General features: G+C 69.0%; 10 protein-coding genes. 2 read left to right on the top strand and 8 right to left on the bottom strand.

The window, feature by feature from the left end; all coding sequences use genetic code 11:
* Nucleotides 1-164 precede the first annotated feature (164 nt).
* Nucleotides 165-1274, bottom strand: a complete 1110-nt coding sequence (tgt, locus tag DMC18_RS07940; protein ID WP_110120899.1) for a tRNA guanosine(34) transglycosylase Tgt — start codon at nt 1272-1274, stop codon at nt 165-167.
* Entirely contained in the window at nt 1275-2381 is a 1107-nt protein-coding gene (queA, locus tag DMC18_RS07945; protein WP_110120900.1) for a tRNA preQ1(34) S-adenosylmethionine ribosyltransferase-isomerase QueA, read from the bottom strand.
* A 147-nt stretch (nt 2382-2528) separates the two neighbouring features.
* On the opposite strand from queA, the gene DMC18_RS07950 reads away from it, so the two are divergent.
* Nucleotides 2529-3509 (top strand): endonuclease/exonuclease/phosphatase family protein, encoded by a 981-nt coding sequence (locus DMC18_RS07950; RefSeq protein WP_110120901.1) that lies wholly within the window; start codon nt 2529-2531, stop codon nt 3507-3509.
* Between the two features lie 62 nt (nt 3510-3571).
* Here DMC18_RS07950 and DMC18_RS07955 read toward each other — a convergent pair whose 3' ends face one another.
* The 5 genes from DMC18_RS07955 to gyrA all read right to left on the bottom strand — a co-directional run bounded on the left by DMC18_RS07955 (nt 3572) and on the right by gyrA (nt 9358).
* A complete protein-coding gene (locus tag DMC18_RS07955) occupies nt 3572-4039 on the bottom strand; it encodes a peptidylprolyl isomerase (protein WP_110120902.1) in 468 nt (155 codons plus the stop codon).
* Between the two features lie 66 nt (nt 4040-4105).
* Nucleotides 4106-4990 (bottom strand): peptidylprolyl isomerase, encoded by an 885-nt coding sequence (locus DMC18_RS07960; protein ID WP_110120903.1) that lies wholly within the window; start codon nt 4988-4990, stop codon nt 4106-4108.
* 12 nt (nt 4991-5002) lie between these two features.
* The gene (locus DMC18_RS07965; RefSeq protein ID WP_110120904.1) at nt 5003-5848 is read right to left on the bottom strand and encodes a peptidylprolyl isomerase; all 846 of its coding nucleotides are present in this window, start codon (nt 5846-5848) and stop codon (nt 5003-5005) included.
* A 242-nt stretch (nt 5849-6090) separates the two neighbouring features.
* Complete coding sequence (gene coaD, locus DMC18_RS07970) at nt 6091-6579, bottom strand: pantetheine-phosphate adenylyltransferase (protein ID WP_110120905.1); 489 nt, start codon at nt 6577-6579, stop codon at nt 6091-6093.
* Nucleotides 6580-6601: 22 nt separating this feature from the next.
* On the bottom strand, nt 6602-9358 hold the full coding sequence (gyrA, locus tag DMC18_RS07975; RefSeq protein WP_110120906.1) for a DNA gyrase subunit A: 2757 nt from the start codon (nt 9356-9358) through the stop codon (nt 6602-6604).
* A gap of 115 nt (nt 9359-9473) precedes the next feature.
* Between gyrA and DMC18_RS07980 the strand changes: the two genes are divergently transcribed.
* Entirely contained in the window at nt 9474-9998 is a 525-nt protein-coding gene (locus DMC18_RS07980) for a superoxide dismutase family protein (RefSeq protein ID WP_110120907.1), read from the top strand.
* 133 nt (nt 9999-10131) lie between these two features.
* On the opposite strand, the gene DMC18_RS07985 is transcribed toward DMC18_RS07980, so the two are convergent.
* Nucleotides 10132-11704 (bottom strand): LysM peptidoglycan-binding domain-containing protein (locus tag DMC18_RS07985; protein ID WP_110132829.1); only part of this gene is annotated, 1573 nt, incomplete at its 5' end.

Genomic DNA, 11704 nt, shown 5'->3' on the forward strand with positions numbered 1-11704 from the left:
CCTCTCCCCTTGCGGGAGAGGGTGGCCTCCGAAGGAGGTCGGGTGAGGGGTCTCTCAGAACTCAAAGCTGCGTGAAGCGGTCAGGCCGGGTGAGGCGTCTCAAGTCTGAGAGACCCCTCATCCGTCGACTTCGTCGCCACCTTCTCCCGCAAGGGGAGAAGGATCTACTTCTGCCGCGCCGCGAAATCCCGCCGGAACTGCTCGAACCGCCCCTCGGCGATCGCGGCCCGCATGGCCGCCGTCAGGGCCTGGAAGAAGGCGATGTTGTGCCACGACAGCAGCACCTGCCCCAGGATCTCCTCGGCCTTGAACAGGTGACGCAGATAGGCCTTGGAATAGTCACGGCTGGCCGGGCAGTCGCTGGTCGGATCCAGCGGGCTCTCGTCCTCGGCGAAGCGGGCGTTCTTGATGTTGATCGCCCCGTCCCAGGTCCAGGCCTGGCCGTGGCGGCCCGAGCGGGTCGGCAGCACGCAGTCGAACATGTCGACGCCGCGCGCCACGGCTTCCACCAGATCGATCGGCTTGCCCACGCCCATCAGGTAGCGCGGCCTGTCGGCCGGCAGCAGGCCCGGTGCGTAGTCCAGGACCTCGCACATCGCCTCGTGCCCCTCGCCCACCGCCAGCCCGCCGATGGCGTAGCCGTCGAAGCCGATCTCCTGCAGCCGCTCCGACGACTCCTTGCGCAGGTTCTCGAAGGTCGAGCCCTGCTGGATGCCGAACAGCGCCTGCGCATCCCGCGTCCCGAACGCGGTCTTCGAGCGCAGGCCCCAGCGCGCCGACAGCTCCATGCCCGCTCGCGCTCTGGCCTCTTCCGCCGGCCAGGCCACGCATTCGTCCAGCTGCATGACGATGTCGCTGCCCAAGAGGTCGGCCTGGATCTCCATCGACCGCTCGGGGGAAAGCACGTGCTTGGTCCCGTCGATGTGGCTGGCGAAGGTAACGGCCTCTTCGGTGACCTTGCTGATCCCCGACAGGCTCATCACCTGGAAGCCGCCGCTGTCGGTCAGGATCGGCTTGTCCCAGCGCATGAACTTGTGCAGCCCGCCCAGGCGCTTCACCCGCTCGGCCGTCGGCCGCAGCATCAGGTGATAGGTGTTGCCCAGGATGATGTCGGCGCCGGTGTCCTTGACCTGGTCGACCGTCAGGGCCTTGACCGTGCCGGCCGTACCCACCGGCATGAAGGCCGGGGTGCGGATGTCGCCGCGCGGGGTCTTCAGCACGCCCGTGCGGGCCTTGCCGTCCGTGGCTTTGATCTCGAAGGGGAAGGCGGCCATCTAGACGGTCTCTGGTTCGGCGCGGAACAGCAGCGAGCCGTCGCCGTAGGAATAGAAGCGGTAGCCCGTCGATATGGCGTGCTCATAGGCCGCGCGCATCGTCGCCCGGCCCGCGAAGGCGCTGACCAGCATGAACAGGGTCGACTTGGGCAGGTGGAAATTGGTCATCAGCACGTCGACGGCCCGGAAGCGGTAGCCCGGCGTGATGAAGATCGCCGTCTCGTCGGCGAAGGGCCTGATCACCCCGTCCTCGCCGGTGGCGCTCTCGATCAGCCGCAGACTGGTGGTGCCGACGCAGACGATGCGCCCGCCGGCGGCGTGCACGGCGTTCAGGGCGTCGGCCGTCTGCGCGGAGACCTCGCCGAACTCGGCGTGCATCCTGTGCTCGGAAACCTCGTCGGTCTTCACCGGCAGGAAGGTGCCCGCCCCCACGTGCAGGGTCACGAAGTGCAGCGAGACGCCCTTGGCCTTCAGGGCCTCCAGAAGGCCTGGCGTGAAGTGCAGGCCGGCGGTCGGCGCGGCCACCGAACCGTCCTCGCGGGCGTAGACGGTCTGGTAGTCGGCGCGGTCGCGGTCGTCCTCCGCGCGCTTGGCGGCGATGTAGGGCGGCAGCGGCATCATCCCATGCCGGGCGATGCCGATGTCGAGGTCGGGACCAGAAAGATCAAAGGCCAGCACGACCTCGCCGCCCTCGTGCTTCTCGACGACGGTGGCGTCCAGGCGCTCGGCTTCGCAGGGCGCCGAGCCGACGGCGGCGAAGGCCACGCGGTCGCCGGCCTTCAGCCGCTTGCCCGGGCGCATGAAGGCGCTCCAGCGGTCGGGCGCGATGCGGCGATGCAGGGTGGCCTCGACGGCCACCGGCGTACCGTCGGCTCCCCCCGTGGTGCGGCCCTCGCGCAGGCCCGACAGCCGGGCCGGGATCACGCGGGTGTCGTTGAACACCAGGGCGTCGCCGGGACGCAGGAAATCGGGCAGCTCGCGGACGATGTGGTCGGCCAGCCCCTGCCCCGGACGCACGACGAGAAAGCGCGCGCTGTCGCGCGGCTCGGCCGGGCGCAGGGCGATGCTGTCGTCGGGAAGGTCGAAGTCGAAGTCGGAAAGGCGCATGGGCCGGCTTCAAGGCCACGAAGGGACGGCAAGGTCAAGGCGCGCGGCCGCCGCACGGCGCCCGGCGACCGTGCAACAGCTCTCCCGAGGGCCAGGATCGTCGGCCGGCTTACACAGCCGTCGCCAAGCCATGCTAAGGCATGAGACATGCAACTGATCCTGCACCTCGTCCGGCTTTTCTTCCGCGGCGGCGCCCTGATGCTGGTCCTGCTGGCCCTGACCCTGGGCCTGACGGGGCTGGCCGGCGCCTTCAGCGACCGCCTGGACATTTCCAACCACTTCGCCCCGATCTGGCTGGTGCTGGCCCTGGCCGGCGCCCTGGTCGGCGCGGTCGTCTCGCGGCGAAGCGAGCGCTGGGCCATCGTCGTTATGGGCGTCCTGGCCCTGCTGGCCCATGGCGGCCTGATGGCGCCCGAACTGATCGCCGCCCAGACCCGCAAGGCCGATCCCGGCCCCGCGACGCTGAAGATCGTCCAGTTCAACGCCTGGGCCTCGAACGACGACCCGACCGAGGCCCTCGAATGGGTGCTGGCCCAGGATCCCGACGTGCTGTTCGTCGAGGAGGGCGGCGGCAGCGCCTGGGCCCTGGTCGGCCCGCTGCGCCGGCTCTATCCGTTCGTCGTCTCGTGCGTGGGCAACACCCGGCCCTGCGACACCTGGATCTTCAGCAAGAAGAAAATGGTCGCCCGCGGCGGCGTCTATGACCGCGACCGCCCGTTCTCGGCCGCCTGGGCCACCCTGGCCGACCCGAAGGGGCCGTTCACCGTGGTCGCCACCCACTATGTCTGGCCGATCCCCGCCGGCCGCCAGCAGGTGCAGACCCGTCGCCTGGCCGAGATGCTGGGCGGCTTCGACAAGCGGGCGATGATCGTCGCCGGCGACTTCAACTCCACGCCCTGGTCGTGGAGCCTGCGTCGGCAGGACAAGCTGTTCGGCCTGGAGCGGCGGACCCTGGCCCTGGCCTCCTGGCCTTCGGGCGCCTTCACGCGGCTGTTCAAGGCCCCCTTCCCGTTCATGCCCATCGACCACGTCTATGCGGGCAAGGAGTGGAAGACGGTCTCGGTCAAGCGCGGCCCGCACCTGGGCTCGGACCACCGGCCGGTGGTGATCCTGCTCAAGCGGAGCTGATCGAAAGGAAGAAGCCCGGAAAGGAAAAGGGCCCCTCCGTTTCCGAAGGGGCCCCTTTGAACTTAGGCGTCGGCGGCGATCTTGGCGCTGACGATCTTGCCCGGCGCGCGGGGCGGCTCGCCCTTCGGCAGGCTGTCGACGTGCTCCATGCCTTCGCTGACCACGCCCCAGACGGTGTACTGCTTGTCGAGGAAGGTGGCGTCGTCGAAGACGATGAAGAACTGGCTGTTGGCCGAGTTCGGATCCGGCGTGCGGGCCATCGAGCAGACGCCGCGCACGTGCGGCTCGGCCGAGAACTCGGCCTTCAGGTCGGGCTTGGAGGAGCCGCCGCGGCCGGTGCCGGTCGGGTCGCCGCCCTGGGCCATGAAGCCCGGGATCACGCGGTGGAAGACGACGCCGTCGTAGAAGCCCTCGCGGACCAGTTCCTTGATCCGCTCGACGTGGCCGGGCGCCAGGTCGGGACGCAGGGTGATGGTGACCGGGCCGGTCTCCAGCGTCAGGATCAGGGTGTTTTCGAGGTCAGCCGACATGGTCGTCCCTTCGGAGTGGAATAGTTGGGGCTCTTTAGCCCGCCGGAAAGCGGCTGTGAACCGCCCTCACCGCACCTCGACGGGAACCTCGAGGTCGCAGACCGAGAAATCCGCGCCCCGCGCCTTGCGCACGGCGGCGATCTGACCCTGGAACCAGGCGCCCTTCGGGTCGATCACCTTGATCTTCGGGCGCTCGGCCTCGGGGATGTCGGCCAGCAGCCGCACGGTGGTCATCTCGTCCTGCGGATCGGCCACCGGCTCGCCGGTCTTGATCGCCCGCACCACGTCGAGGCCCGCGATCACTCGGCCGAAGGCCGTGTAGCGCTTGTCCAGCGACGGATAGGGCTGGCGCATCAGGAAGAACTGGCTGTTGGCGCTGTCGGGCGCGTCGTCGCGGGCCATGCCGACCACGCCCGGGCAATAGGTGCCCCAGGCGGCGACCTTCTTGTCGCTGGTCATGGTGCTCCAGGCCCAGCCCTGGCTGACCACCGGCAGCGACTTCAGGAAGCCGACCTCGGTCCCCGCCGGCGAGGCGGCGACGACGAACGGCAGGTCCTGGTCGCGGCGGAAGGTGAACTCGGCCTTCAGGTTGGGCTTGTCGGTATTGCCCTGCCCCGTGTCCTCGGGATCGCCGGTCTGGGCCATGAACCGGTCGATGACCCGGAAGAAGGTGCGGCGGTCATAGACGCCGGCCCGGGTCAGCTCCTGCAGGCGCGCCACATGGGCGGGCGCGACTTCGGGGATCAGCTCGACCAGGATGCGGCCGCGATTGGTGTCGATCACCATCACCGTTTCCGGCGCCGGCGTGCGCCAGTCGGCGGCCTTGGGACCGGAAGCCGCCTCGACCGCGACCGCCTTGGCCCGCTTGGCCTTGGACGCGGCCTGCGCCCCCGGGACGACCGCCGCGAAGGCGGCCAGGGAGACGGCGGCGACGGCGATCGGCAGGCGCATCAGGACCTCGGCTTACTTGCTGACCTTGGCGGGCACTTCCACGTCGCAGATGTTGAAGCCGACGCCAAGCTCAGCCTGACGTTTCTTCAGCACTTCGGCGAAGGCCGCGCCGCGGGTGTCCATCACCTGCACGGTCGGGCGCTTGTCGGCCGGGATGTCGGCCAGCACCTTCACGCTGATCATCTTGTCCTGCGGATCGGCCACCGGCTCGCCGACCTTGATGGCCCGCACCACGTCGAGGCCCGACAGGACGCGGCCGAAGGCGGTGTAGGTCTTGTCCAGCGACGGGTAGTGCTGACGCATGAAGAAGAACTGGCTGTTGGCGCTGTTGGGATCGCCGGCGCGGGCCATGCCCAGCACGCCGGGGCAGAAGTTCCCCCAGGCCTGCACCTTGCCGTCGGCGGTCATGGCCGCCAGCATCGACGACTGGCTGGTCACGGCCAGCGGACCGACGAAGCCGGTCTCCAGCGAGCCGAGCTTGCCGGCCGGGACGAACGAACCGCCGGTCCCGGCGCGGCGGAAGGTGAACTCGGCCGTCAGGTCCGGCTTGTCCGAGCCGCCGGTGCCGTCGTTCTTCGGATCGCCCGTCTGGGCCATGAAGGTGTCGATGACGCGGAAGAAGGTCAGGCCGTCGTAGAAGCCGGCGCGGGCCAGTTCGCGCACCCGCTCGACGTGGCCCGGCGCGGCCTCGGGAACCAGCTCGGCGACGATGCGGCCCTTGTTGGTCTCGACCACCAGCACGTTCTGCGGGTCGGGCGTGCGCCATTCGGCGACTTGAGCCGACGCGGCGATGGGCGCGGCCGAGGCCGAAACGAGCGCCAGGGCGGCGACGCCGAGAACGCGGAACGCAGACTTCATGGATTTCCCCGAACAGATCTCCCGCTCCGCGTTAACGCGCGCGAAGCGGTACGACAAGCGCTGCCGATATGCGCCGACGATTTCGACGACTTGTGGGCGAAAGACCCTCCCCCTGAAGGGGGAGGTGTCGGCGAAGCCGACGGAGGGGGATGTGGCCGCCTCCGTCGGTAACTTCGCTGAATTCAGCAGGGACTTCCCCCTCCGGCCCTCCGGGCCACCTCCCCCTTCAGGGAGAGGATCTATCAGCGGTTCTTGATCTTTCCGATCAGCTCGGCCGCCACGCCGGGCGTGACGAACTTGCCGACTTCGCCGTCGAGGGAGGCGATTTCCTTGACCAGGCGGGAGGCGATGGCCTGGTGGCGCGGGTCGGCCATCAGGAAGACGGTCTCGATCTCGCGATCCATCTGCTGGTTCATCGCCGTCATCTGGAATTCGTACTCGAAGTCGGCCACGGCCCGCAGGCCGCGGACGATCATCTGGGCGCCGACTTCGCGGGCGAAGTGGATCAGCAGGCTGTCGAACGGCCGGACCTCGATCACCGCGCCGCCCAGGTGGGCCGTCTCGCGCTGCAGCATGGCGACCCGCTCTTCTAGCGTGAACAGGGGGTTCTTGCCGATGTTCACAGCCACCCCGATGACCAGATGGTCGACCAGCTTGACCGCTCGACCGATGATGTCGAGGTGACCGTTGGTGACCGGGTCGAACGTCCCGGGATAGAGGCCAATGCGCATGAAACCCCCTGCGTCCTCTGACTTACGGGGTCTCATCCGCCCCGCTTGCGTCGCCTTGCCCTTCGTCGCCGCCGGCTTCCGCCAGACGCTCGACGCTCACGACATGCTCGTCTGCCGCCGTGCGGAAGACGGTTACGCCCTGAGTATTCCGCGCCGCAACACGAATTTGCGTGACGGGGCACCGTATCAGTTGACCGGCGTCGGTCACCAGCAGGATTTGGTCGCTCTCCTCGACGGGGAACGAGCCCACCAGCTTGCCGCCGCGCTTGCTCAGATCCTGGGCCGCCAGACCCTGGCCGCCACGACCCGTGCGACGGAAGTCATAGGCGCTGGTGCGCTTGCCGTAGCCTTCCGACGAGATCGTCAGGATGATCTCCTCGGCCGCGCCCAGTTCGGCGATGCGCTCGACCGTCAGGCTGGTCTCGTCGGCCTCTTCCTCGGTCTCCTCCGGCGCCGGGGCGTCTTCGCCCTCCTCGCCCGAGGCGGCGCGCAGCAGGGCGCGCTGGTGCTTGAGATAGGCGGCGCGTTCGGCCGGGGTGGCCGCGACGCTGCGCAGCACGGCCATGGAGATGACGGTGTCGCCGTCGGCCAGCTTCACGCCGCGCACGCCGGTGGAGTCGCGGCTGGCGAACACCCGCACCTCTTCGACCGAGAAGCGGATGCAGCGGCCGGCGGCCGTGGTCAGCAGCACGTCCTGGTCGGCGTTGCAGACCGACACGCCGACGATGCCGTCGCCGTCATCGAGCTTCATGGCGATCTTGCCGTTGCGGCGGACGTCGACGAAGTCGCTCAGCTTGTTGCGCCGGACGCTGCCCGAGCGGGTGGCGAACATCACGTCCAGGCCGTCCCAGGTGGCTTCGTCCTCGGGCAGGGTCAGGATCGAGGTGATGGTCTCGCCCGGCTCGATCGGCAGCAGGTTCACGAACGCCTTGCCGCGCGAGTTGGCGGCGCCCAGCGGCAGCCTCCAGACCTTCAGCTTGTAGACCTTGCCGCCCGAAGTGAAGAACAGCAGCGGCGCGTGGGTCGAGGCCGAGAACACGCGGGTGACGGCGTCCTCGTCCTTGGTCGCCATGCCCGACTTGCCTTTGCCGCCCCGGTGCTGGGTGCGGTAGTTGGCCAGCGGCGTGCGCTTGACGTAGCCGCCCATGGTGACGGTGATGACCATGTCCTCGCGGACGATCAGGTCCTCGTCTTCCATGTCGGCGTCGCCGTCGACGATCTGGCAGCGGCGCGGAATGGCGAACTTGTCCTTCACCTCGACCAGTTCCTCGCGGACCACGGCCATGATGTTGGCGCGGTCGGAGAGCAGTTCGAGATAGCCGCGGATGGCGTCGGACAGGCTCGCGGCTTCGTTGCCGATCTCGTCTCGGCCAAGGCCGGTGAGGCGCGACAGGGTCAGCGCGAGAATGGCGCGGGCCTGCTCGTCGGTCAGGCGGATCAGACCGCCGTCTTCCTGCACGGTGCGCGGGTCGGCGATCAGGTCGACCAGGGGCAGCATGTCGCCGGCCGGCCAGGCCTTGGCCACCAGGCGCTCGCGCGCCTCGGCCGGGTCCTTCGACGAGCGGATGATGTGGATGAACTCGTCGATATTGGCGACGGCGATGGCCAGACCGACCAAGACGTGGCCGCGGTCGCGGGCCTTGCCGAGTTCGAACTTGGTGCGGCGGACGACGACTTCCTCGCGGAACTCGACGAACACCTCAAGCAGCTTGCGCAGGCCCATCTGCTCGGGGCGGCCGCGGTTCAGGGCCAGCATGTTGACGCCGAACGAACTCTGCAGCGCCGTGAAGCGGTAGAGCTGGTTGAGGATCACCTCGCCCGAGGCGTCGCGCTTCAGTTCGACCACGATGCGCATGCCGTCGCGGTTGGACTCGTCGCGGATGTCGGAAACGCCCTCGATCTTCTTGTCGCGGACCAGTTCGGCGATGTGCTCGACCAGGTTGGCCTTGTTCACCTGATACGGGATCTCGGTGATGATGATGGCTTCGCGGCCGGTGCGGATCTCGTCGACCGAGGCCACGCCGCGCATGATCACCGAACCACGGCCGGTCAGCAGCGCCTGGCGCGGGGCGGCCCGGCCGATGATCTCGCCGCCGGTCGGGAAGTCCGGACCCGGCACCAGGTCGAGCAGCTGGTCGGTGGTCGCATCGGGCTCGTCGATCAGCAGCAGGCAGGCGTCGATGACTTCGCCCAGATTGTGCGGCGGGATGTTGGTGGCCATGCCGACGGCGATGCCGCCCGCGCCGTTGACCAGCAGGTTGGGGATCCGCGACGGCAGGACGGTGGGTTCCTGCTCCTTGCCGTCGTAGTTGTCGGCGAAGTCGACGGTGTTCTTGTCGAGGTCGGCCAGCAGCGACATGGCCGGCGGCGCCATGCGGCACTCGGTGTATCGCATGGCCGCGGGCATATCGCCGTCGACCGAGCCGAAGTTGCCCTGGCCGTCGATGAGCACCAGGCCCATCGAGAACGACTGCGTCATGCGCACCAAGGTGAAGTAGATCGAGGCGTCGCCGTGCGGGTGATACTTACCCATGACGTCACCGACGACGCGGGCCGACTTGACGTACGGACGCTCGGGCGTCTGGCCCTGCTCGTGCATCGAGAACAGCACCCGGCGGTGCACCGGTTTGAGGCCGTCGCGCGCGTCCGGCAGGGCGCGGCTGACGATCACGCTCATCGCGTAGTCGAGATACGAACGGCGCAGTTCGTCCTCGATGTTGATCGGGGCGATGTCTCCGCGCGGCCCTTCAGGGGGCAGAGTGTTTTGATCGTCGCTCAAGGGGATTTTTCGCCGTCAGAATCGAACACGGAACAGTCGGAAACAGTTAGCATTCCACCACGGACGGCGCCACCTTCGCGGCCCCATGCGTCCCTTTGATTGCAGGAGCAGTTTCATGCGTCTGACCGCCCTTTTCCTGGCCGCCGGCCTCGTCGCCGCCACCGCGGCCTCCGCCGCCGAGGCGCCCGCCACAGCGACCGCCGACATCAAGGGCGCTGACGGCAAGTCGATCGGCACGGCGACGCTCACCGAAGGGCCGCGCGGCGTGCTGCTGCGCATCGAGGCCAAGGGCCTGACGCCGGGCTGGCACGGCCTGCATTTCCACGAGAAGGGCGACTGCGGAACGCCGGACTTCAAGTCGGCCGGCGCCCACGTCCACGCGGCGACCACGGTGGTCCACGGCCTGCTGAACGCCGAGGGCAACGACAACGGCGACCTGCCCAACCTGCATGCCGGGGCCGATGGCGTGGCCAGCGCCGAGTTCTTCTCGCAGCTCGTCTCGCTGAAGGGCGGGCGCGGCCGCCCGGCCCTGCTGGACGCCGACGGCTCGGCCATCGTCATTCACGCCAGCCCCGACGACTACACCAGCCAGCCGATCGGCGGCGCCGGCGCGCGCAGCGCCTGCGGGGTGGTGAAGTAGGCTCACAGACTGCGACGCCCATACCCGTCATCCCGGAAAGCCCGCAGGGCTTATCCGGGATGACGGGCTTTGAGGATCAAAGAAAAGGCCTCCGGGACATCCCGGAGGCCTTTTCATTTTCAGCAGTCCAGCCTTAGCGCGGCAGCACCAGGGCCGGGTCGACCGGCTTGGCCTTGTCCTTCGGGGTCGGGGCGAAGCGAACCTCGAAGTGCAGCATGGGTTCGGGGGCGTCGCCCGTCTGGCCGACCGTGCCGAGCTGTTCGCCCTGGGCGATCGCCTGGCGCATCTTGACGCTGGTCGTGGACAGGTGGGCGTAGGCCGTCACCCAGCCGTCGGCGTGCTTGATCAGGACGAGATTGCCGAAACCCGGCACCTGGTTGCCGGCATAGACCACGTCGCCAGCGGCGGCGGCCTTGACCGGCGTGCCGACCGGGGCGCGGATGTCCAGGCCGTCGAAGCGCTGACCCGGGCCCTTGGGACCGTAGGCGTTGATCATGTCGCCGCGCAGCGGCCAGACGAAGCGGCCACGGCCGGCGGCGGCGATCTCGGCCTCGGTCGGCGGAGCGCTGCTCTCGATGATCGGACGCGACGGGGCCGACGGCGGCGTCACCGGCAGGGCCGACACCGGGGCGCTCGGGCGCGGATAGGTGGTCGACGGGGTCGAACCCGACGGCGTGTAGGGACGCGGCGCCGACGGCAGACCGGTGGTCGGCGGCGAGCTGACCGGCGCCTGGGCCGTCGTGGTCGAACCGGCCGGACGCGGCGCGGGCGTGGTCACCGTCGTGCGGATCGGACCCCGGTCCTTGTAGCCGTCGGGCAGGACGACCTTCTGGCCCTTCTTGAGCGACGCGCCGGCGCGCAGGTTGTTTTCCTTGGACAGCGCCGAGACGCTGACATTGAAGCGCTTGGCGACGCCGGCCAGGGTGTCGCCGCTTTCGGCCACATAGGCCTTGTCGGTGGTGGCCGGGCCTTTCAGCTTCTGGCCCGGACGGATGACGTACGGGGCCTTCAGATCGTTGTCCTCGACCAGGTCCTTGCGGGTGGTGCCAAGGTCGCGGGCGATGGAGTCGATGGCGTCGCCGGACTTCACCGTGTGGATCTTCGGCTTGCCGGCCACCTCGATCACCTTGCCGGCGATCGAGACGGTGGTCGTCGTCGTGGCGGCCGGGGTCGGCTCGGGGTCGCGCTCGGCGACGACCGGACGCGAGGGCGGCGGCGCGGTCGGACGCGACGAGCCGATCGGCGGGGCCGAATAGGTCGGCGCGGGCGCGGCGCCGGCCAGCGAGGTCGAGCCGCCGGGGACCGGCTGCATCACCGTGGTCTTGGCCGGACCCTTGTCCTTGTAGCCCTGCGGCAGGCGGATCTTCTGGCCGGCGCGGATCGAGGCGCCCGACGACAGATCGTTCTCCTCGGCCAGGGCGGCCGGGGTGACGCTGAAGCGGCGGGAAATCGAACTCAGGGTGTCGCCGCTCTCGACCACATAGGCCTTGGCCTTGGTCGACTTGCCCTTCAGCTTCTGGCCGGGCTTCAGGCGATAGGGTTCGTCGAGGTCGTTCAGCTTGGCCAGCTCGGCGCGCGACAGGCCCATCTTGCGGCCGACGGCGTCGAGGCCCTCGCCCGACTTGACGACATAGGTCTCGGGCGCGCCGCCGACGTCGACGACCTTGCCGTTCGTCGTGGTGACCACGACCGGGCGCAGGGCGGGC

Source organism: Caulobacter sp. D5, from assembly GCF_003185805.1.
In the GTDB taxonomy this organism is placed as follows: Bacteria; Pseudomonadota; Alphaproteobacteria; order Caulobacterales; family Caulobacteraceae; genus Caulobacter.

What these genes read in the sequence shown, in the direction of transcription:
- tgt (WP_110120899.1), bottom strand. Translation starts at nt 1,274, where the DNA reads ATGGCCGCCTTCCCCTTCGAGATCAAAGCCACGGACGGCAAGGCCCGC.
- queA (WP_110120900.1), bottom strand. Translation starts at nt 2,381, where the DNA reads ATGCGCCTTTCCGACTTCGACTTCGACCTTCCCGACGACAGCATCGCC.
- DMC18_RS07950 (WP_110120901.1), top strand. Translation starts at nt 2,529, where the DNA reads ATGCAACTGATCCTGCACCTCGTCCGGCTTTTCTTCCGCGGCGGCGCC.
- DMC18_RS07955 (WP_110120902.1), bottom strand. Translation starts at nt 4,039, where the DNA reads ATGTCGGCTGACCTCGAAAACACCCTGATCCTGACGCTGGAGACCGGC.
- DMC18_RS07960 (WP_110120903.1), bottom strand. Translation starts at nt 4,990, where the DNA reads ATGCGCCTGCCGATCGCCGTCGCCGCCGTCTCCCTGGCCGCCTTCGCG.
- DMC18_RS07965 (WP_110120904.1), bottom strand. Translation starts at nt 5,848, where the DNA reads ATGAAGTCTGCGTTCCGCGTTCTCGGCGTCGCCGCCCTGGCGCTCGTT.
- coaD (WP_110120905.1), bottom strand. Translation starts at nt 6,579, where the DNA reads ATGCGCATTGGCCTCTATCCCGGGACGTTCGACCCGGTCACCAACGGT.
- DMC18_RS07980 (WP_110120907.1), top strand. Translation starts at nt 9,474, where the DNA reads ATGCGTCTGACCGCCCTTTTCCTGGCCGCCGGCCTCGTCGCCGCCACC.